The 21,100-nt window shown below is 40.5% G+C and carries 19 protein-coding genes; 11 read left to right on the top strand and 8 right to left on the bottom strand.

What is annotated here, in order from left to right; translation table 11 throughout:
- Window positions 1–65: 65 nt before the first annotated feature.
- On the top strand, window positions 66–578 hold the full coding sequence (locus tag OWEHO_RS13065; RefSeq protein ID WP_014202961.1) for a DUF2480 family protein: 513 nt from the start codon (window positions 66–68) through the stop codon (window positions 576–578).
- Window positions 578–1,375, top strand: coding sequence for a DUF3050 domain-containing protein (locus tag OWEHO_RS13060; RefSeq protein WP_014202960.1), 798 nt, complete (start codon window positions 578–580; stop codon window positions 1,373–1,375). Before OWEHO_RS13065 ends, OWEHO_RS13060 begins: the two co-directional genes overlap by 1 nt.
- Before the next feature lie 71 nt (window positions 1,376–1,446).
- Here OWEHO_RS13060 and OWEHO_RS13055 read toward each other — a convergent pair whose 3' ends face one another.
- Window positions 1,447–1,884: a hypothetical protein gene (locus OWEHO_RS13055; RefSeq protein ID WP_014202959.1), complete on the bottom strand. Its 438-nt coding sequence runs from the start codon at window positions 1,882–1,884 to the stop codon at window positions 1,447–1,449.
- Between the two features lie 99 nt (window positions 1,885–1,983).
- Between OWEHO_RS13055 and OWEHO_RS13050 the strand changes: the two genes are divergently transcribed.
- Window positions 1,984–2,658 (top strand): SCO family protein, encoded by a 675-nt coding sequence (locus tag OWEHO_RS13050; protein WP_014202957.1) that lies wholly within the window; start codon window positions 1,984–1,986, stop codon window positions 2,656–2,658.
- A 70-nt stretch (window positions 2,659–2,728) separates the two neighbouring features.
- On the opposite strand, the gene OWEHO_RS13045 is transcribed toward OWEHO_RS13050, so the two are convergent.
- From OWEHO_RS13045 to OWEHO_RS13025, 4 genes are all read right to left on the bottom strand, one after another.
- Complete coding sequence (locus OWEHO_RS13045; protein ID WP_014202956.1) at window positions 2,729–3,085, bottom strand: hypothetical protein; 357 nt, start codon at window positions 3,083–3,085, stop codon at window positions 2,729–2,731.
- 607 nt (window positions 3,086–3,692) lie between these two features.
- Complete coding sequence (locus OWEHO_RS13035; protein WP_169312793.1) at window positions 3,693–4,253, bottom strand: outer membrane beta-barrel protein; 561 nt, start codon at window positions 4,251–4,253, stop codon at window positions 3,693–3,695.
- Between the two features lie 265 nt (window positions 4,254–4,518).
- On the bottom strand, window positions 4,519–5,085 hold the full coding sequence (locus tag OWEHO_RS13030) for a TlpA family protein disulfide reductase (protein WP_014202953.1): 567 nt from the start codon (window positions 5,083–5,085) through the stop codon (window positions 4,519–4,521).
- 65 nt (window positions 5,086–5,150) lie between these two features.
- Window positions 5,151–7,616, bottom strand: a complete 2,466-nt coding sequence (locus OWEHO_RS13025; RefSeq protein WP_014202952.1) for a ligase-associated DNA damage response DEXH box helicase — start codon at window positions 7,614–7,616, stop codon at window positions 5,151–5,153.
- A 166-nt stretch (window positions 7,617–7,782) separates the two neighbouring features.
- Here OWEHO_RS13025 and OWEHO_RS13020 point away from each other — a divergent pair, with 166 nt between their 5' ends.
- From OWEHO_RS13020 to OWEHO_RS13000, 5 genes are all read left to right on the top strand, one after another.
- On the top strand, window positions 7,783–8,313 hold the full coding sequence (locus tag OWEHO_RS13020; RefSeq protein WP_041628261.1) for a 3-hydroxyanthranilate 3,4-dioxygenase: 531 nt from the start codon (window positions 7,783–7,785) through the stop codon (window positions 8,311–8,313).
- Between the two features lie 66 nt (window positions 8,314–8,379).
- Complete coding sequence (locus OWEHO_RS13015; protein ID WP_014202950.1) at window positions 8,380–9,069, top strand: phosphoadenylyl-sulfate reductase; 690 nt, start codon at window positions 8,380–8,382, stop codon at window positions 9,067–9,069.
- A 27-nt stretch (window positions 9,070–9,096) separates the two neighbouring features.
- Complete coding sequence (locus tag OWEHO_RS13010; protein WP_014202949.1) at window positions 9,097–9,753, top strand: hypothetical protein; 657 nt, start codon at window positions 9,097–9,099, stop codon at window positions 9,751–9,753.
- A 57-nt stretch (window positions 9,754–9,810) separates the two neighbouring features.
- Window positions 9,811–10,863 (top strand): amidohydrolase family protein, encoded by a 1,053-nt coding sequence (locus OWEHO_RS13005; protein ID WP_014202948.1) that lies wholly within the window; start codon window positions 9,811–9,813, stop codon window positions 10,861–10,863.
- A 33-nt stretch (window positions 10,864–10,896) separates the two neighbouring features.
- Window positions 10,897–12,795: an amidophosphoribosyltransferase gene (locus OWEHO_RS13000; RefSeq protein WP_014202947.1), complete on the top strand. Its 1,899-nt coding sequence runs from the start codon at window positions 10,897–10,899 to the stop codon at window positions 12,793–12,795.
- Between the two features lie 187 nt (window positions 12,796–12,982).
- Here OWEHO_RS13000 and OWEHO_RS12995 read toward each other — a convergent pair whose 3' ends face one another.
- A complete protein-coding gene (locus OWEHO_RS12995) occupies window positions 12,983–13,537 on the bottom strand; it encodes a hypothetical protein (RefSeq protein ID WP_014202946.1) in 555 nt (184 codons plus the stop codon).
- 328 nt (window positions 13,538–13,865) lie between these two features.
- A complete protein-coding gene (locus tag OWEHO_RS12990; protein WP_014202945.1) occupies window positions 13,866–14,735 on the bottom strand; it encodes a bestrophin family protein in 870 nt (289 codons plus the stop codon).
- A 335-nt stretch (window positions 14,736–15,070) separates the two neighbouring features.
- Between OWEHO_RS12990 and OWEHO_RS12985 the strand changes: the two genes are divergently transcribed.
- From OWEHO_RS12985 to pdeM, 3 genes are all read left to right on the top strand, one after another.
- On the top strand, window positions 15,071–17,350 hold the full coding sequence (locus OWEHO_RS12985) for a S46 family peptidase (RefSeq protein ID WP_052301176.1): 2,280 nt from the start codon (window positions 15,071–15,073) through the stop codon (window positions 17,348–17,350).
- A gap of 100 nt (window positions 17,351–17,450) precedes the next feature.
- Window positions 17,451–18,080, top strand: a complete 630-nt coding sequence (locus OWEHO_RS12980; RefSeq protein WP_014202943.1) for an SUMF1/EgtB/PvdO family nonheme iron enzyme — start codon at window positions 17,451–17,453, stop codon at window positions 18,078–18,080.
- 54 nt (window positions 18,081–18,134) lie between these two features.
- Window positions 18,135–18,740, top strand: a complete 606-nt coding sequence (gene pdeM / locus OWEHO_RS12975; protein ID WP_262496282.1) for a ligase-associated DNA damage response endonuclease PdeM — start codon at window positions 18,135–18,137, stop codon at window positions 18,738–18,740.
- On the opposite strand, the gene OWEHO_RS12970 is transcribed toward pdeM, so the two are convergent.
- Window positions 18,741–21,083, bottom strand: coding sequence for a response regulator (locus OWEHO_RS12970; protein WP_014202941.1), 2,343 nt, complete (start codon window positions 21,081–21,083; stop codon window positions 18,741–18,743).
- Window positions 21,084–21,100: the final 17 nt, after the last annotated feature.

Below are 21,100 nucleotides of genomic sequence, written 5' to 3'. Positions count from 1 at the left end.
CGCAGAATTCCGCAAAGTAAAAACACCATCCACACAACACTCTACAGTTTAATTCTTTACGCAAAATGCAAAACGAGGATTTTATAGAAAACAAAATCGCGAATAGCGGACTTATCACGCTGAGCCTGGAGGATTACTATCCAAAAGGTGAGCGTAAGCATTTGGATATTGCCCCTTGGTTGTATGAAGGCATTATTCTTCGCGAAAAAGATTTCCGCGCAAGCGTAAAATCTCATGACTGGAGCCAATATCAAGATTGCTATGTTTGGGTGGGCTGTTCTGAAGATGCCATTATTCCACAATGGGCCTACATGCTGTTGTCATCATCCTTGGCGGCTTTCGCAAAAAAGGTAGTCTACGGCCACCGCGAACAGCTGGAAACCGTACTAATGGATGAAGCTATTCAGCAGGCTGACCTCAGCGAACTTGCTGACCAGCGGGTAATAATTAAAGGCTGTGGCGATTTGCCCATTCCTCCACACGCTTATGTGAGTTTAGTTTCCCGGCTTCAGCCTATTGCCAAGAGTATCATGTATGGCGAAGCTTGCTCTACCGTTCCCATTTACAAGAAGAAATAATGAACTATAACATTATTGGCATACAGCAAAAAATAGCTGATGCTCGTAAAAAGCTATTAGCTCATGATTTGTATCAAAACCTCAACACTATTGAGGATTTGCGCATTTTCATGGAATATCATGTGTATGCCGTTTGGGATTTTATGGTATTGCTAAAAGCCCTTCAGGTAAGGCTCACATCTACTTCAGAAGCCTGGACTCCCAGTAAGAGCCCCTTGGCCAGAAGACTTATAAACGAAATTGTGTTTTGTGAAGAAAGCGACATTGACATAAATGGTGAACCCGCCAGCCATTATGAAATGTACATCGCAGCCATGAAACAAGCTGGAGCCAACACTAAGCCTATAACCACTTTTGTGGAGTATTTACAAAACGGCTACACCTACAAGAGTATGATAAAGTACAACGTAGGTGAGGTGAATGATGCTATAAAAGACTTTTTACGCACAACTTTTGAAATAGTAAAAAACGACAAAGACCACGAAATAGCCGCGGCTTTTACCTTTGGCCGAGAGGATCTCATTCCAGATTTGTTTACACAAATAGTGAAGGATTTAAACGCTAAGATTCCCGGAAAGCTAGATGCCTTTATTTATTATTTAGATCGCCACATTGAGGTGGATGCTGACGAACATGGCCCCATGGCAAACAAGATGATTGCCGAACTTTGTGGAAATGATGAGAGTAAATGGAGAGAAGCTGAAAAAGCTTCGCAATTAGCATTGCAAGCTCGCTTAAAGCTATGGTATGCCATCAACGCAGCAATCCTGAAAGCTTCTTCAAAACAATTAGCCTAAGCTATTAAAAACAAAAAATCAGCTCCAAAATACTCAGAGCTGATTTCAATATTTTTGACAAACAGTATCTATTATTTCTTTGTCAATACTTTTTGTGCTTTTTCAATAGAGGTCATGGTATATTCTTCCAATTGAGTCACTTTATCTTTTTGCTCTTTTAGGTACTCAATTTTTTCCGCTTCTGAAACATCCATTTCATCAGGACTTTGGAAATTGTGCATCCAATCCATCATATCTTCATGCGCTTGATGCAAATCCTGATAAGCATTGTAATACGCAGCCGTGTCGGTAGTTTCCTTTGAGGCTTTGCGCAACTCTTTTCTAAGCTTAGACATGGTGGTCATTTCTGCCATTGTCTTGTCATGCACCTCCATTATTTCTTTTTTAAGACCCATTACCTGGTCCTCACCGCTCATTTCGGTACTGGTATTTTCTGAGCTAGTTTCGGTGCTATTTCCGCAAGCAGTCCCCAAGGTTATGGCAACCAATAAAATTGCAAACTTCTTCATGATCAATTTTTAAATTACCCTGCAAAACTACATTTATATCAGTCAAAATCCCCTCATCTTTAATTTTTTGCTTTGCCATTTCATACCGACATTTGCCTCATGAAAATGCGCAAATCAGACTGGCTAAAAATTGGAATAGTCCTCGTTGTCTTTATTATAGGACTTACCTTTAGCTACCAAATTCTAAAGCCAAAACCACGTCTACCTATTTACAACCCAAGCGAGCTGGACAGCCGGCTGGTGGATGAAAGCGTACAGCGCCAAGGGCGAGGACATCGGGTGTTGCCATTCAAATTAGTAAATCAATTTGGAGACACCATCACAGAAAAAAACCTGGAGGGAAAAATTTATATAGCAGATTTCTTTTTCACTACTTGTCCCGGTATTTGCAAAGACATGGCTATAGAGAAAAGACGCCTGCAAGAGGTATTCAAAGCTGACGATGTTGTTGTAATTGTTTCTCACTCGGTGACACCCGAAATGGACTCAGTGCCGGCAATGCATGAGTATGGTGAAATGCAGGGAGCGATAGAAGGTAAATGGCAACTCCTTACGGGAGATAAACCACAGATTTATAAGCTAGCTCGTCAGTCTTACTTTGCCGTAATGGATGAAGGCGGCAATGGAGATGAAGACGATTTTATCCATACCGAAAATTTTGTACTCGTGGATCCTCAAAAACGAATTCGTGGTTTTTATGATGGTACTTCTGCTGAAGCTGTAGATAAGCTTATTGCTGATATTGCAATTTTGAAGGCTAGCCTAAACGAATAAAGGCCATTTCAACTTACGTTGAAACAGCCCTTAAAATTAGAGTAGAGAGGATTTTGACTTGATACCCAACCTATTTCTTTGCTGGCATACCTTTCGCGTCATACTTCAAGGTCATTTCTTTACCACCTTGGTTAAGTACAACTTCGTAGGCCTTTGCTTCACCATCAGCTCCCAAATGCTTTACAGCACTTACAAACTTGGCTTCTGCGTAATTCGTCTTGATATTTTCTACTACACTCGCTGGTAGTTCTTTCATGGATACTTCTTGCTTCTTTGCATCCTGATCCATAACTTTTACTGATTCAGCCTTCACCTCATTAGTTTTTATTTCCTGGGTTTGAGCGGCTTCAGCTTGTTGTGCATACATTGAACTGGAAGCTCCAAAAAGAAGAGCACATGCTAGAATTCCTGACTTTAGATTTTTCATTTTTGTAAAATTTTGAATTTCAATTAGTTGATAAGCTTATTGAAAACTCTGAGCCAAAATCTAAATACAATAAACAGCACTGACAATCAGGTGCTTAAGAAACTATGAAATTCTAATTGTGGGGAAAAGCCTACACAAAGTGTGGCAAGCTGGATACAATTCTGAAAATTTAAATGAAGCCTAACTTTCTCTAGACCACTTGAAATAAAGATATACAGGTAGAACTTGATTGGCGATACTCAAGAATAAAGCTTTTATAAAAAGCGATTGCACTGCGCCTGCACCAGCTTGAAATAGGGAAACGTTCTCAAAGTAACTAAGCACACTTACAAACATAAATATGCTTACTATAAAATGTACAAATATTAAAACGGGGAAATATTTTAAGAATAGGGTTTGCATAAAAAAAGGGTTTTCGAAGGGTTTAAGATAAGAAAAATCTTTCAAAACACATTTTTACTTTCAAATGGACGGCACCAGTTCACCTTTTAAAACACAATTAAATATTGTAATGTAGCTTCACAGAACTAAGAAAAAACAGTCAACCTCACGGTAAAAACAAAACCCACCAAATTGGTGGGTTTAAAAACACTGTTAGGATTTAAAATTAATCCATGATAGTATATAATATACCCACATTAATACCTATCCAATTAAAATTTGGAGTGAAGGATGCATTCGATGTCTCTTCAGAAAACACCATGTTATAATTTACGTTTACATCCAAAAACCACTCTGGTGAAAGCTCAAACGCAGCTCCAACTCGTGGTGAAATTCCACCGTAAGTTTCCGATTCCGAACCAGAAATACTGGAAGAGGCTATAAATACTCCCCCACCAAGCTCACCATATAAATCAATCCAATCAGCCACATCCGTATGATACGCTGCGGTAAGCTGAATTGGAATAAGGCTCATATGTTCGCCATCCAAAAAGGCGTTGTCGTAAGGAAATGCACGATAACCGGCTTCTATACCAAGGTCGAATTTGTCATTGAAATAGTAATCCACACTTACATCACCACCAAATCCAAAGGTGGTTAAATCTCCAAAGTCACCCATTGGCAAAGCTGCTGCACCATTTACTCCTATATTTATTTTTTGCGCAAATACGGTAGAAGTTGCCAAAATTGACATGATTAACATTAAACTCGAAGTAACTTTTTTCATGATTCTCATAACTATTTAGTTGTTGCCTACTCGTGATGCTTTTCGGCTTCCGCAAATAGTATAAAACACAATCTTAAAAAATGTTCATGCTTCACTAAAGCTTTGGAGGAGAAAACCATGTAAAATAAAACTACCCACCCCATCCTCATCTTTTTCCTCTGATCATGCAAATTTTCAGAAGTGTGTTAATCAAGGGTATTCTATCGACCATTCAAAAGATGAAATAAATTAACTCCAAAAAAGAATATCATTAAAACCTTTAAGACTAGGCTTTCTTACTTAAAATCGTAACCACCTCTCTCCACCTCTCTGGAGACGCTACTACCCACCGATCTTGCATTATAACGTCTCCCTTCTTATCCACCACCAAAACAATAGGAACACCCTCGTTATCTTCATAACTATTCAGCACATTACCAAAATAGCTATTTAGCGCCCAGCGATCGTGCAATGAGAAGGTTCCTGTTTCGAGAAAATAGGATTTGATGTTTGACTCCTTCATGAAATCATTCAGCTCAAAGAAGCTTTTTGAAGTTCGGTCATCCGCACAAATAGCCATCAAACCCACACTTACGCCCGTACTATCTAAGTAAGACTGTAGTATTGGCAGTTTTTCTTTGATTGTATTTCTGCATGGGCCGCACCAAATTGTCCAGCCGTAAATTATGATGTAGTCTTTTTCGGTTATGTTTTCAGAAAGGTAAATTTCACTAGCAATTTCTCCTTCATAAGCTTTCATTTTGGGTTCATCTGGGCCACAGCTCTGTAATATAAGAGAAGTTGCCAAAAAAGCATAAACCAAGCTCAAATCTTTGAGAAGAGGTAGTTTCATCCAGCTAAAATACTATATAACGATAGTACAGTTTTCTTAAAATAATCCACGAATTTCAGTATTTCCTACCCCATCTTCAATTTCATCTTCTTCACCTGATCTTCCAAGCTTTCAGAAGTGAGTTTATCACGAGACATTCTATCTACCATAATGGGGAAAGAAAAAGGTGAAGGTTTGTCCATATTTTGAATCACAATTTCTTGTTTGTGGATACGCTCTAGGGCTTGTCGCAAACGGCCTTCTTCCAGTTGAAATTCCAAAGCTTCATCATAAGCTTGTTGTAGCAAAAGATTGTCCGGCTCATAATCTTGTAGGACATTAAAAATAAGCTGTGATGAACTTTGCAGGTGACGGTCTTTTACCGGTTGGCCGGGATAACCTGTAAAGATGAGGCCCGCAATACTGGCAATATCACGGAATCGTCTGCGAGCCATTTCCACAGCATTTACACTTTGCATTATGTCTTCTCGCAAATCAGTGAGGGTAAAAACATCCGAATCCAAAGCTTCCTCAATGGGAATGGAAGAATCCGCCAATAGCTCAAAACCATAATCATTCATGGCAATAGAAAAAGTAAGCGGCTTGAAAAGTGACAAACGATAAGCCAGCAAAGTGGCCATGCCTTCATGTACCAATCTCCCTTCAAAAGGGTAAAAGAAAAGATGATAGCCATCTTCACTTTTGTATTTCTCAATCAAAAATTCATCCCGCGAAGGAATATGAGACCGCTCACGCTGTAGTTCCCAAAGTGGTTCTATCAGCTTTAGCTCAGGGTCATTGTGCTGCTTGCTAACAGACTCTTCTATCTTTCTGCGCAACATGGCTCCCATCTTTGCTGAAAGGGGCATTCGTCCGCCTTTCCAGCTGGGCACCAAACCATTTTTGGTATTAGCTTTTCGCACTTCGGCAATCATGCCTCGCATTTTTACCAGCTCCAGGTTTTGCCCAGCAAACCAAAATACATCGCCCGGTTTTAGTCGCGAAAAGAAATATTCTTCGATAGAACCTAAATATCCACCACGCTGAAACTTCACCTTTATCATGGCATCGCTCACTATGGTGCCCATGCTCATTCGGTGGCGCTGTGCAGTTCTACGGGAAGTAACCTTAAACAGTCCATCTTGCATAATTTCTACTTTGTGAAACTCATCATATCCCGAAAGCGACTTACCACCAGTCGTGATGAAGTCTAAGCACCATTGCCATTCTTCAGGGCTTATGGATTCGTATGAAAATGTCTTCTTTACTTCTTCAAAAATTTCCTTTGGGTAAAACCCATCGGAAACAGCAAGCGTGACCAAATACTGCACGAGCACATCAAATGACCGAATGTACGGCTCACGCTCCTCCACAATATTATCTACAATCCCTTGGCGTAAAGCTGCTGCCTCCACCAATTCTAGAGTATGTGTGGGCACAAAATAAATTCGACTTGTTGCCCCTGGTTGGTGTCCGCTTCTTCCGGCTCGTTGCATAAATCTAGCTACACCTTTAGGGCTACCAATCTGCACTATACTTTCCACTGGGCGAAAGTCCACGCCCAAATCCAAACTGGAAGTGCACACCACTGCTTTGAGCAAACCCGTGTGAAGGGCATCCTCTACCCAAAAACGAATATCACGACTTATACTACCATGATGCATGGCCATGATTCCCGCCATTTTTGGCGCAACATCCAGTATCTTTTGATACCAAATTTCCGCCATGGAGCGCGTATTGGTAAAAATCAAAGTGCTCTCACTTTTATCAATCACCGGAAGAACTTTCTTCAGCATCTTTATCCCCAAGTGTCCGGCCCAAGGCAAAGTCTCCACCTCATCGGGTAAAATACTTACTACTTCTATTTTCTTCTGGATATCGGCTTTTATCACGGCTATCTCCCTTTCGGGGAAATGTGGTCCAAGCAATACTTCCAGGGCTTCTTCCATGTTTCCAATGGTTGCAGAAATACCCCAGGTTCTAAGTGTTGGATTTAGCCCTCGCAAGCGTGAAAGCCCCAACTCCATTTGTACGGCACGCTTGCTGCCCATCAGTTCGTGCCACTCGTCTACCACGACACATTTTAGGTTTTTAAAGGTCTTGTCATACCCTTTACTTGAAATCAGCAAATGCAAACTCTCTGGCGTGGTGATGAGTAGATTCGGCATTTTGGCCTTTTGCTTAGCCCGCTGGGCTGTGGTTGTATCTCCGGTACGTACATCCACTGTCCAATCCAAGTCCAAAGCTTCAATAGCACGCTCAGCCGACTGAAATATTTCTTTAGCTAAAGCGCGAATTGGCGTTATCCAAATACAGCGAACCCCTTCTCCCCCTCTCCTGGGAGGAGAGGGCCGGGGTGAGGTACTATCTCCGCTAAGCAAAACCGGAAGCATCAACGAATACGTTTTCCCACTCCCCGTTGGTGCATTTACCAAACCCGATTTACCATCAGCATAAGCTTGCCAAGCCTCTTCTTGAAAAGGAGCAACTTGCCAACCTTTGGACTGGAACCATTGATGGGCTTGGGGGAATATTTTTTTTGATTCTTTAATAGGGGTTGTTCTTAAACCTGCTAAATATACACACCCAAAACCTTAACATAGTTCAATAGTTTGGAAGCTACTTTTTATTATTAAATAGAAATATTCAATGGCGCAGTTGATGGATTTGCTCTACACAATTGGTCAGACTTTTTATCTTCGTGGCAAATCCTTTATCATGTCTGTACAAAAGCCTTTCAATCTCAATAAGTGGATAGAAGAAAACCGAGAGCACCTAAAGCCACCGGTAAGTAATAAAAGTCTATACCCCGAAGGAACGGATTACATAGTAATGATAGTTGGTGGGCCCAATGCCCGCAAGGACTATCACTACAATGAAACCGAAGAGCTTTTTTATCAGCTTGAAGGAAACATTACCGTAACCATACAGGAAGATGGCGAAGCCAAAGCTCTGCAACTAGGCCCTGGAGATATGTTTTTGCTACCACCAAAAGTACCTCACAATCCGGTTCGTGAGGCTGGTTCCATAGGTTTGGTAGTAGAGCGCGTTCGCGGTAAAGGCTTTACTGATGGACTGATGTGGTATTGCGACAATTGCAATCATAAATTACACGAAACCTATTTTCCACTTGATGATATCGAGAAAGATTTCTTTCCTCGTTTTAAGGAGTTTTACAACTCAGAAGAACTTCGAACCTGTGATAAATGCGGCACAGTTATGGAAGCTGACGAGCGCTTTAAAGGATAGATAGCGATCTATCTAGGGAAATATGTCATCGGGTATTTTCCTTTTTTCATAGATGAAACAAGATACATGGACAATACTCTAAGTCGCAGGACTCTTACAAAACAGGAAATTGCGGAGCTCAACAAACGTTACAGAAAATTAAGTCCGCAAGAGCGTATAAAGCAACTTTATGAAGATTTTGAAACTGGTGAAATTATGCTCACCAGCTCATTTGCTGCTACGTCTGCACTGCTTTTACGCGAATTTTCCTTGATTAACCCAAAACAGAAAATTTACTTTATAGATACAGGTTATCACTTTGAAGAAACCTTGATTTACAAAGAATACCTTACTCAACTTTATGGTCTGGATGTAGAATCAATCGGGGCGAGTAAAGATGAGCATGCTTTTACCACCAAAGATGAAACATGGCGCAAAAACCCTGAGTTTTGCTGCTCTATCAATAAAGTTTCACCTCTCGATACCATCAAACGAAAGTTTAGCGTGTGGGTAAGCGGACTTATGGAGTGGCAGAGTGACCACCGAGCTACGCTTGACATTTTTGAGGAACGTGGCGGTATCTTAAAGTTTTATCCTTTGCTTGACGTTTCTAAAAAAGCCCGCAAAGAATACATTACACATCACCATTTACCATTTCACCCTTTGGTAGGTCGGGGTTATAACTCTATTGGCTGCAAGCATTGCACCGTTCCCGGTGAAGATAGAAGTGGCCGCTGGAACAATAGTCCAAAAACTGAGTGCGGACTGCATTTATAAGATAGGGTTAATCACTATTTTCGGGAAATGGGTTTTATTAAAAATAGATTCACACCTAAAATAGCAATAGTTGGCGGAACCACCTTTGACGCCAATAAAGGCGCTGCCTATTTGCGTAAGCGAGGAGTACCTTGTGATGCCATCGGAATGAACAACGAGCCCGAAGAAACAGCGGCCATGTACAAGCACCCTAAGCAAATAGTTCAGCTTTTTCATGAGAAAGTTGGAAGCCTCCAATATGCTGACATTGTGATTTTCTGTAATTCGCTGTCCTTTATTCATGATTGGAAAAGTGTTTATCCGAGCCGCATCACAGAGCTTACCCACCATTATAATGAGCTGTTTCAGAAAGTGAATATTCCAAATACGGCCATCATAGTAGCCGATGAAAGCACAGCAAAAAACATAAGTGATTTAGCTGGCCGCCAAAACATCACAGCTTCTGAGTTAAACATCTTCCCGAGCCTTGATCTGATTAAGGAAATAGAAAAGAGCACCGAAGGAGAGCAATATCATTTGGTAAAAGCGGAAATTGAGAAATACATTTCCAAAGGCTACACTGAAATAATCTTGGCCTGCACACACCTTGACCATCCTGATTTTTTCAATATCGCAGAAGTAAAAATTCATCAGCCCGGGCTGGAGATGTTGGAGGAATTTATTGCCTCACAGCAAAATGCTTAGACGTAGCCAAATAGCCTAAGATTAGATTCTCCACCTTCTTTATTTATCTTTGCACTTATGTTGAAGATAGATATGCACACCCACATCCTACCTGAAAAACTTCCAAACTTTGCGGAGAAATTCGGGTATGGCGACTTCATTCACCTAATGCACAATGATGATGGCACGGCCAACATGATGCAGGGTGAAAAGTTTTTTAGACGTATTGAGGCCAACTGCTGGGACCCTCAAACGCGTATTGACGATTACAAGAAATTTGATACCCAAGTGCAGGTGGTTTGTACCATCCCGGTAATGTTTAGCTACTGGGCCAAAGCCCGTGATTGCGCTGTTCTGTCTCAATTTTTGAATGATGACATTGCCCAACTTTGCAATGATTATCCTCAAAACTACCTTGGCCTGGGAACCATCCCGATGCAAGATGCGGAAGAAGCTATTAAGGAGCTTGAACGTTGCAAAAAGATTGGTCTTCTTGGTGTTCAGATTGGTAGTAATATCAATGACAAAAACCTAAGCGAGCCTGAGTTCTTCCCAATATTTGAAGCCGCACAGGAACTGGACATGGCCATTATGGTGCACCCATGGAATATGATGGGAATGGAGAGTATGCGCAAATACTGGCTTCCTTGGCTGGTGGGCATGCCTGCTGAAACTTCTCGTGCTGCTTGTTCCTTAATTTTTGGTGGAGTACTGGAGCGTCTTCCAAAATTACGTGTGAATTTTTCACATGCGGGAGGGTCATTTTTACCAACCATTGGCCGTGTAGAACATGGCTTTAATTGCCGCCCTGATTTGGTGGCTATTCACAATAATATAAACCCACGAAGTTACATTGGTGAGTTTTGGGTAGACTGTATTACTCACGACCCAATGATGCTGGAGTACATCCTTAAACTTCAGGGTTCAAAAAGAGTAACATTAGGCTCTGATTATCCCTTCCCTCTTGGGGATTTAGAAATTGGGCAGTTTATAAATGAGATGAATTTGGAGCCATCTGTGGTGGAAGACATTTTTTGCAACTCTACACTAGAGTGGCTTAATATTGATAAAAGCAGGTTTGGCATAAATGAAGGCAATGAAGCTGACAAACAGGTGCGCAAAAACGCCTAACTTTGCTGGCTCATTAAGAAAGGAAACAGTTGTATGAGCGATGCCATTAAACACGAGTGCGGAATAGCACTTGTCCGGTTAAAAAAACCACTAGACTTTTACCTTGAAAAGTACGGTACTGCCCTCTATGGGGTTAACAAAATGTACCTGCTCATGGAGAAGCAGCACAACCGTGGGCAAGATGGCGCAGGCCTTGCCAACATTAAGCTGGATATGCCTCCTGGTAGCCGCTACATCAGCCGCCACCGCTCCAATGATAAAACTCCTATTCAGGATCTTTTTCAGCACATCAACAAAAGAATAAGTGATGGTGTGGGCGAAAATCGTGAGCGCCTGCAGGATCCGGAATGGCTTAAACAAAATCTTCCCTACGTAGGAGAACTTTACTTGGGTCACCTTCGATACGGTACCTATGGCGGAAACTCTGTAGAGCAATGTCACCCATTTTTGCGTCAAAACAACTGGGTAACCCGTAACCTTATCCTTGCCGGAAACTTCAACATGACTAATGTTGATGAGCTTTTTACACAATTAGTGGACTTGGGTCAGCACCCAAAAGAAAAAGCGGATACCGTGACTATTCTTGAAAAAATAGGTCACTTTTTGGATGAGCAAAATGAGAAGCTTTACCGCAAGTTTAAAAAAGAAGGTCTTGAAAAACGCGATATCACAGACCTCATAGCGAAAGATTTAAGCATTAAAAAAATATTGCGCAAAAGCGCTAAGCACTGGGATGGTGGGTATGCAATGGCCGGATTGTTTGGTCATGGTGATGCTTTTGTTCTTCGTGATCCTTCTGGCATTCGCCCCGCATATTTTTATGATGATGACGAAGTAACCGTAGTAGCTTCTGAGCGCCCGGTTATTCAAACGGCATTCAACGTTCCTATTGAGTCCATCAAAGAAATTGACCCTGGTCATGCTTTGATCATCAAAAAGAGTGGGCATGCCCGTCTGGAAATGATCAAAGAACCATTGGAAAGAAAAGCATGCTCTTTTGAGCGCATCTATTTTTCCCGTGGCAATGATGCTGACATTTATCGCGAACGTATCGATCTTGGAAATAGAGTTTGCCCCGCCATTTTGGACGAGGTAGACCACGACCTTAAAAACACTGTGTTCTCTTTTATCCCCAACACCGCTGAAATTTCGTTTTATGGAATGGTAAAAGGGATGGAATCTTACCTCAACGAAGTGAAGCGAGACAAGATTTTGAAACACGAAGGAACCTTAGAAGGTGATAAACTTCAGGAGCTTTTGGAAATCCGTCCACGTGTGGAGAAATCCATCTGGAAGGATGTGAAGATGCGCACCTTTATTACCGAGGATAGCAGCCGCGATGATTTGGTAAGCCACGTTTACGACATCACTTATGAAACGGTAAAACCTACCGACAACCTTGTGGTGATTGACGATAGTATCGTAAGAGGAACAACTTTGAAACAAAGTATTCTTAAGATTTTGGATCGTCTTAATCCTAAGAAAATTGTGGTGGTTTCTTCTGCTCCGCAAATTCGCTACCCAGACTGCTACGGTATTGACATGGCTAAGCTTGGTGATTTTATCGCTTTCCGTGCTGCCATTGCATTGCTAAAAGAAAGAGGGTTAGACAATGTGATTGACAACGTTTACGAAAAGTGTTTAGCGCAAGCGGAACTTCCAGAAAGTGAAATTCAGAATTTTGTAAAAGAAATTTATGAGCCTTTCAGCCCTCAGGAAGTTTCAGATAAAATTGCTGAAATACTTACTCCACCAGAAGTGCGAGCTGAAGTAAAAATAATCTTCCAAACTATTGAAGACCTGCACGCTTCGTGCCCAAATAACTTAGGAGACTGGTACTTTACCGGAGATTTCCCAACTGCTGGGGGAATGCGCGTGGTAAACAAGGCCTTCCTTAACTTTTATGAAGGAAAGAATGTGAGAGCTTACTAAAGTTCTCATTACAACTATATAACTTCTCGACTCCGCTTGAAGTGACCTGATTAAGTCACATTGAGCATTTCGACCGGGCTCAATACAGGCTCGGTCGAAATGTTTTGGATCATGTCACCAAGCCTTCTTGGGACTGTCTTCTATGAAATAAGTTGAACGGTTTGCCTAAACTGCGTTTTAACGCAGTTTAGGCATTGTAAGAGTTAGTTTTCTTTGTTACATATAAAGCTCCAAATTTCCAGTCCAATTCACCGTCAGAAAACTGAAGCCATTCATCTGGATTATGACCATATGCTTTTTCACAATGGAATTGAATTTCAACTATGACAGAGTCTTTATAGTCAATTAAAAGTCTTATTGAATCATAAAATGGTTCTTCTTTGTATTCAATATCCGATTTCTCCAGTTTTCCTTTAAATGGTTTTAATAAGGTGTCTTTATCCCAATTATTAAACCAAGGTATTATTTTGAAATTTTCTGGAGCAGATAAAAAATCAGGATCAAACTTGTATTGGCCGTCTAGAACACATTTATTCTGGTATCTGTAAAGGTGGCCATTATAAAAGGTGAACTCCCACCAATTATAATTTAGAACCTCATAGTGATCTACTTCTTGAACATCGAGAATATCAGCGTGTTCTGGTTCGCCAATTACACTGATTAATCTTTCTCTTCTATCATCAATAGATACAGGCCCAAAAAAACCTGTTTCAATTATTTTAAGTAAATCAACTTCGATCATTCTTATTAACTCTAACTAATGGCAAACGAGAATTCCCGTTACATTCCTTATAATTACCTCCAAGCCCTGTGCTTTGAGGCTACCGTAATAAACACTTTACTAATCTGCTGTACTTATTGGCACTCCTCAAAGAATGCAGCAAAGTGATACTCCCAGGTTTCGCCACTCTAGAGCTAAATTAAATCAGGAAAATCCGCTGCATCGTTTTTATTTGAGCTCTAGCTTTCACCACTGAGTACACAGAGTAGTTCTTAGCGTTCTTTGCGGCTTTGCGTGAAACAAATTCTGCGACTATCCGCGAAATCTGCGCGATTTTCTAACCAACAAACTACCTCACCACCTCCGCAACATTCTTTGCTATAGTCTCAGCCAAACCATCAGTAGGCAAGTCATTAGAGTCTTTTCCAAACGGATCTTCAATTTCTTCAGCAATAAGCTCCAAACTTGCCAAGGCATAAAAGGTGAAAATGGTGATGCCTACCGTCCAATAGCCAAAGTCAGAAACGAAACCAAAAGGCATGGTCATGATGTAGGCAAAGATGAACTTCTTGATAAAGATGTTATACGTATAAGGTATTGGCGTTTTCTTAATTCGCTCACAAGCGCCACATATATCTGTAAAAGCATTCAAGTCTTGAAGCATGGCCAGGTAGGCTCCTTCACTTATCTCCTCTTTTTGATACATCTCCAAAAGGCTATGCTGCATAGCATTTGCCAAAAAATTTGGAATATGCTCTGTGTCACCAACCTCATCTTTCATAAAGTCGGGCAAATTGGTAGCTATCACAAAGGTTGACTCATTTCGTAAATGATCTCTTAATACTCCCGCATAAGCAGCTGTCATAGCCGCTAATTTCATCTTTCGCTCCTTTTCCTCTTTAGGAATAAAAGCATTGATTTTTAAAGAAAAATTACGACTCACGTTTACTAAAGCTCCCCACTGTTTACGTCCTTCCCACCATCTATCATAGGCGGTATTAGTTCTAAAAACTAAAAGAAGAGAAATAACAAAACCCAAAAGACTATGCACTGCTGTGGTAGATGCATACTGTAAATGATAGATATCAATTTCTATAACACATATTATGGCGGTATATACCGCCAAGCTCAGCATCACCAGCCTTAGCTTATGAAACGTCTCCGCTTTATGAAATTTAAATATTAACCCAAACCAGTCCTTCGCGTTGTAAACAACCATCTATTACATTTTATATGGAGGGCTAAAATAACACTTGAGATGTAAACCATAACTTCGGTCATGCACAAGAAAAAAGGCTAGCCTTTCCTTCAACCAAGTGCAACTTACGCTGCGCCTTTATTAAATCATGCTTTATTTTACATTACAAATAAACCACCTCATTGGCACCCCTAAAAGCATTACTGAGTAAGTGACGGATAGCATATCAGTAGATGACTGTTTCAATTAGTATTGCCCCTTCCTGTATAGGGCTTACCTTTGCCGAAAATATGGAGAAGAGAAAACATGTTTATTTGTTTATTTTCGCCATCCTATTTAAACTTAATACACAAACAATGAAGAAGTTCTTTGCATTGGCTCTCGCATTTTTGCTAGCCTTGCCATCATTTGCAGACGAAGGAATGTGGTTGCCTATTTTGCTAAACCGCAACTATGAAGATATGAAGGCTCACGGCCTACAGCTTACCGCTGAAGAGTTATATTCAGTGAACAACTCAAGTCTTAAAGACGCTATTGTTTCTCTTGGAGGATTTTGTACGGGAGAAATCATTTCAGAAAACGGTCTTTTATTAACCAATCACCACTGTGGTTTTGAAGCTATTCAAACACATTCTACTGTTGAACACAATTACTTGGATGATGGCTTTTGGGCACGTTCTTACAAAGAGGAATTGCCAAACGAAGGTCTTTTTGTTCGCTTTTTGGTAAGAATGGAAGATGTGAGCGAAAGAGTAAATGCTGAGCTTACCGAAGAAATGACCCAGGACGAGCGTGATGCTAAGATCCGTGAAATGGGAAAAACTATTTCTGACGAAGCTACCAACGGCAATCATTATGACGCTAACGTAAAAAGCTTTTTTCACGGAAATGAATTTTACCTTTTTGTTTATGAAACGTTTAATGACGTTCGTTTGGTAGGAGCACCTCCTAGCTCAGTAGGTAAATTTGGTGGAGACACCGATAACTGGATGTGGCCACGTCATACTGGTGATTTTTCTATGTTTCGCGTGTACACCGCGCCTGATGGTTCGCCAGCAGAGTACTCGGAAGAAAACATTCCATTGAAGCCTAAGCACTCTCTACCAGTTTCTGTGGATGGTGTAAAGGATGGTGACTTTACTATGATTTTTGGTTACCCAGGAAGCACAGATCGCTTCTTGAGCAGCTATGGAGTGCAGCAAGCTATTGATAAGTACAACCCTACTGTGGTGAAAATTCGTGAGGAGAAGCTTGCCATAATGAAGAAGTACATGGAAGCTGATGAAGCTACTCGTATCCAGTATTCTTCTAAATATGCTCGTGTTTCTAACTATTGGAAATACTTTATCGGGCAAACTGAGCAGCTTAAAAACAATAAAGTTTACGATAAGAAACTAGTAATAGAAGAAGATTTTGACAATTGGGTAAGTGCCAACCCTGCTCGTAAAGAGAAATATGGACAAGCCCTGCCTCTTTTGAAAAATGCTTATGCTGAATCTGACAGTTATGTAGCTGCTAATGTGTATGTAATCGAAGCTGGACTTACAGGTTCTGATTTAGCTTTGTTTGCCTTCCGTTTCAATCGTTTGATGGGTGCTACATTTAGCATGAAAGAGCAGATGGAAGCCAAAATGAAAGAGGCTAAAACTGATGAAGAAAAGCAAGCTATCAAAGAAGAGTATGAAGGCAAAATAAACTCTGTAATGGCTAGCCTTAATGAGCAGGTAGAAAGTCACTTTAAGGATTATAACCAAGCTTTGGATAAAGAGCTTTTTGCTAGCCTGTTTAAAATGTACAGCAAAGATGTAAAACCTGACCAACAGCCAGAATTCTTTGCTATGGTAAACAAAAAGTACAAAGGCGATTGGGACAAATTTGCCGATAAGGTATATGACAAATCATTTTTGGTAAGCAAAGAAAGAGTGCTTGAATACTTAGAAGATCCAAGCCAAAAAGAACTAGACAACGATCTAGCTTCTATTGTAGGAAACGAACTTTATACCATGTACAGAGGTTCGTCTGAAGCTCACGCTGATGTAGATGCTAACATGGAAAAAGGTTACCGTCTATTCACCGCTGGTCTTAGAGAAATGAACCCAGACAAGAATTACGCTCCTGATGCAAACAGCACCATGCGTGTAACTTATGGTAATGTAGGAAGCTACCACCCAAAAGATGGCGTATTCTATAACTACTACACCACTGCTGACGGTATCCTTCAAAAAGAAGATCCAAATGATCCAGAATTTGTAGTGCCTGAAAAGCTTCAGGAAATGATAAAAGAAGGTGACTTTGGCCCTTATGCAAATGAAGAAGGGAAATTACCAGTTTGCTTTATTAGTAATAATGATATTACTGGTGGTAACTCAGGAAGCCCTGTTATCAATGCCAAAGGAGAACTTATCGGTTGTGCATTTGATGGAAACTGGGAAGCAATGAGCGGTGATATTTTCTTTGAAGATAGATTGCAACGCACCATTTCGGTTGACTCTCGCTACATCCTTTTCATTATTGATAAGTATGCTGGCGCTACCAACCTCATTGAAGAAATGAACATTGTAAGATCAGCAGCAAGTGAAACACCTTCTGTAGAAAGCAAAAAAGAGATTGACGAAGCTGTGAACGTGCAGAACTAAGACATAGAGTCTCTGACTTTTAAGGAACCGCTTCGATGTGCATCGGAGCGGTTTTTTTATGCCAGATTGTAATTCCTACACAAACTCCTAAATTTGATCTATGCATTTTTTCAAATACACATTGACCATTTTTGTTGGAGCAATTATTCTTAGCTCCTTTTCCCCTTACCGGAAAAATCCAGCAGGCACCTCTAGTGTACCTGGTTTAGCAAATACTTTTTTGGACAAAACTGAAATCACCAACATAGCGTGGAAGGAATATTTATATGACATCAAAGAGCAGGAAGGCGAAGAGTCTGAAGAGTACAAACAGTCACTTCCAGACTTTGCCGTATGGGAGATGGCCTATGGAGAAAACTTTATCGCCTCCAAAGCTTATGATGACTACCCTTTAGTTGGTGTTTCTTACCAGCAAGCAATTGCCTACTGTGAATGGAGGTCAGCAAGGGTAAGTGAAAAAGAACATCGAAAGATTGAATACAAACTCCCCTCGCTAAAAGAATATAAAATGGTGACACGGGATGAGGATAAAAACAAAATGGCCGAGGGGCTTTATTCTACCAATTTTGGCTTCCGTACTTTTTCAGGAATTTGTGAAAATGCAGCTGAAATGACCAATAAAGAAGGGATTTCTATTGCTGGAGCCAATCGCACAACTTGCCTCGAAACTAAAGAGTATCACTCTCCCTCTCCTTCTCTTGGATTTCGCTGTATGGCTGTTTTGAAGTAGTAACAACTTTCGTTTCGTCACGCGATGCTTTCTTTCCATCATCTCAATCAAACTTTGCAGCTATTACCAGAAAAAGCAATCTATTGGGAAGACCAAAAGGCATTGCTAATTGCTGACGCACACTTTGGGAAGGTGACGCATTTTCGCAAAGCAGGAATGGCCATTCCTGAACAAGCTGCACATAGAAACCTGAATACTTTACAGCAGCTAATCACAGAGTACAAACCAGAAAAAGTACTCTTTCTTGGAGACTTGTTTCATTCTGAAATGAACACTGAGTGGCTCCTGTTTAAAGAGTTACTGTTAGAATTTCCAAATGTGGAATTCACACTTATACAAGGAAACCATGACATTTTGCATAAGCATAGTTATGATAACACGACAATGAGGGTGGTTCGTGAACTAAACCTCGAACCTTACAATTTTACGCATGAACCAGAAGAGCATCCAAGCCTTTATAACCTAAGTGGACACTTGCACCCCGGAGTAAGAATGCAAAGAAAAGGAAGGCAAAGTATGCGTCTGCCTTGTTTTTATTTTGGTAAAAAAAATGGAGTGTTACCAGCCTTTGGAGAATTTACCGGCCTTCACATTATCTCCCCGAAAAAAGATGATCACATCTTTATAATTTCAGGAAAAGTGGTGCAGCAAGCCCTATAACTAGGATGAGAGCTTGACAATACTATCATCAGAATCATCAAGATACTTTTTAAGACCCTGCCACTTTATAATGGTTAGTTTTAATTCTTCCTGATTTATTGGCTTGCTTACAAAGTCATTCATACCTGCTTCAAAGCACTTGCGTTTATCCACCTCAGCCAAGTTTGCTGTAGTAGCAATGATTATGGGTCTTGCACTAGAGTTTTGAATAATACGTCTAGATGCTTCGAGGCCATCCATAACCGGCATTTGAATATCCATTAAAATGATATTGTAATATTTTTTAGTCGCCATTTCCACAGCCTCATTACCATCCTTGGCAATGTCTACTTTTAACCCTAAGGCATCCAACATTAGTACAATGAGCTTTTGATTTACCGGATTATCTTCGGCATATAATACCTTAAGTGTTGGATCCACTTCATGCCCTGTAAACATGGAACGGGTGCGTCTATTAGTATTCTCATCAAACGTTTGAAGCGCTAAGGTAAACACCACCTTGGTTCCTTTGGTGTTCACTCTACTTATTTCCAGCGTCCCCCCCATAAGCTCTACTAGTTCCTTAACCATGTGCATTTCACCTTCAGCCGGCTTCTGAGACTTACCACTAAGGCTACCCACCTTAAATAAACTAAAACTCGATGAAGCACTTCCATCATGATTCCTATTCCCCGTATCAGATAATTCAAATCTCACACAAACTTTGTCCTCATCCTGCGAATCCAACTTCACCTGCAGCTCCACCACTCCCTTACTGGTGCTTTTAAAAGCGCCATTAAGAACATGCATCAACACCTGCTTTATGCGAGAACTGTCTCCTCTCACATGTTTTGGCAGCTTAGGATCTATGTAAGAAGTGAATTTTACTTTTTCTTTATTCAGATGTTGTTTGGATAATGACAATGCAGAATCTACGCAAGACTCAATGCTCAACACAGTGTTTTTAAGTTTCAGTTTACCTGTTCCTACTTCAGAAATACTGAGCACATCGGTAATAAGCGACATCAGCGATTCACCATTACTTTTTATAGCTTTTAATTTATCCCTTTGAGAATTTGACAACTTTGATTTCTCTAAAAAAGTAGCCATTCCCAAAATAGCGTTCATGGGGGTTTTGAGCTCATGACTCATTGTATTCAAAAAATCATCCCTTGTGCGCGATGCCGCCAATGCTGCCAATGAAGTATCTCGATACTTACGCCCAAACATGATAGCCATGAACATTGCTTGAGAAAAAATGAAAGTAATATTACCGATGACATCTAACCCCTTATACTCAGGAATAACTCCGTTAGAAGTCAAGACCCTCATTACAATAACTAGACAAAGTGCTGTATAACCTATTAAATTTATCCAAGTGAGTTTATGAGAAAACAAGGCTAGCTTAAGTGCACTAATAATTATTAAAAAGTAAATGATCCCCATGAATGCGATAAAATATGGGTATACCATTGTAAACAAGGATGCTTCCCCAAATAACGTGACCGAAATGAAGAGTAAGCTGATAATTGTACAAAGGTGAAATATCCACGATTTTACGTTTTCCTTTAAAGTAGCATTAATGAAGTACCCGTAAAAAATTATGGAAAAGGCAAGAGTCATGTACTCAAGTCTGATTACAGAAATCCACGTCCAATCACTGAGCAAAGAAGGTATAACTACATAACTGCTAGTTGAAACCCAAAAACTATAGAAAATACAAAAGAAGAAAAACAGAAGTCCCGATACATCCGAGGTTTTGAACCAAAAAAGACCCAGAGCAAAAACACCTGCCACCAATAGACATCCAGTCAAAAACAAAACACTGCCCACCCTAAGGTTTCGGATAGTATTCATATGAGACTCTTCACCCAAAACTATGGGTTGAAACATACCTGCACGATGGTGATCAAAATTTGAAATAATTAGACGAAAGTTATTTCTACCAGGACTTAATTTTACCGAACGTGTAAAGTATTCCCAATACGGTTCGCTGGTTTCATCAAACTTCCCAACTTTTCCCACACTAGCAACTTGCTCGTTATTTACTAGCAATTTGTAGGCAGTGTTTATTATTGGGATTTTAACAGATAGGTTCGGGGCATCCTCAGATATGACTACTGTCAAATCGTAGGTAGCAATTCCTGTCTGTTGTTTACGAAACATACCCCCTCTCTCACCGTACCAGCCGTTTGCAGGATCAAAAAATAGTCCCGCAGTGTCCACGATTCTTTCTTGCGCATAATACTCCCCGGGATACACACGCCATTCACCTGACAAGGGAACTGTTGTCTGCCCAGAAAAGTTAACTTCACGAAGATCGAGCACGCCTAGTTTAGCAGAGGGCTGAGCATTAATACACATCAAGAATATGCTTGAGA

Source organism: Owenweeksia hongkongensis DSM 17368 (genome assembly GCF_000236705.1).
Taxonomy (GTDB): Bacteria; Bacteroidota; Bacteroidia; order Flavobacteriales; family Schleiferiaceae; genus Owenweeksia; species Owenweeksia hongkongensis.
The sequence above is the reverse complement of the archived record's forward strand: the minus strand, read 5'-3'. Positions and strand labels throughout refer to the sequence as shown.

Coding starts and splice junctions, on each gene's coding strand:
- OWEHO_RS13065 (WP_014202961.1), top strand. CDS start 66: ATGCAAAACGAGGATTTTATAGAAAACAAAATCGCGAATAGCGGACTT.
- OWEHO_RS13060 (WP_014202960.1), top strand. CDS start 578: ATGAACTATAACATTATTGGCATACAGCAAAAAATAGCTGATGCTCGT.
- OWEHO_RS13055 (WP_014202959.1), bottom strand. CDS start 1,884: ATGAAGAAGTTTGCAATTTTATTGGTTGCCATAACCTTGGGGACTGCT.
- OWEHO_RS13050 (WP_014202957.1), top strand. CDS start 1,984: ATGAAAATGCGCAAATCAGACTGGCTAAAAATTGGAATAGTCCTCGTT.
- OWEHO_RS13045 (WP_014202956.1), bottom strand. CDS start 3,085: ATGAAAAATCTAAAGTCAGGAATTCTAGCATGTGCTCTTCTTTTTGGA.
- OWEHO_RS13035 (WP_169312793.1), bottom strand. CDS start 4,253: ATGAAAAAAGTTACTTCGAGTTTAATGTTAATCATGTCAATTTTGGCA.
- OWEHO_RS13030 (WP_014202953.1), bottom strand. CDS start 5,085: ATGAAACTACCTCTTCTCAAAGATTTGAGCTTGGTTTATGCTTTTTTG.
- OWEHO_RS13020 (WP_041628261.1), top strand. CDS start 7,783: ATGTCTGTACAAAAGCCTTTCAATCTCAATAAGTGGATAGAAGAAAAC.
- OWEHO_RS13015 (WP_014202950.1), top strand. CDS start 8,380: ATGGACAATACTCTAAGTCGCAGGACTCTTACAAAACAGGAAATTGCG.
- OWEHO_RS13010 (WP_014202949.1), top strand. CDS start 9,097: ATGGGTTTTATTAAAAATAGATTCACACCTAAAATAGCAATAGTTGGC.
- OWEHO_RS13005 (WP_014202948.1), top strand. CDS start 9,811: ATGTTGAAGATAGATATGCACACCCACATCCTACCTGAAAAACTTCCA.
- OWEHO_RS13000 (WP_014202947.1), top strand. CDS start 10,897: ATGAGCGATGCCATTAAACACGAGTGCGGAATAGCACTTGTCCGGTTA.
- OWEHO_RS12995 (WP_014202946.1), bottom strand. CDS start 13,537: ATGATCGAAGTTGATTTACTTAAAATAATTGAAACAGGTTTTTTTGGG.
- OWEHO_RS12990 (WP_014202945.1), bottom strand. CDS start 14,735: ATGGTTGTTTACAACGCGAAGGACTGGTTTGGGTTAATATTTAAATTT.
- OWEHO_RS12985 (WP_052301176.1), top strand. CDS start 15,071: ATGAAGAAGTTCTTTGCATTGGCTCTCGCATTTTTGCTAGCCTTGCCA.
- OWEHO_RS12980 (WP_014202943.1), top strand. CDS start 17,451: ATGCATTTTTTCAAATACACATTGACCATTTTTGTTGGAGCAATTATT.
- OWEHO_RS12970 (WP_014202941.1), bottom strand. CDS start 21,083: ATGTGTATTAATGCTCAGCCCTCTGCTAAACTAGGCGTGCTCGATCTT.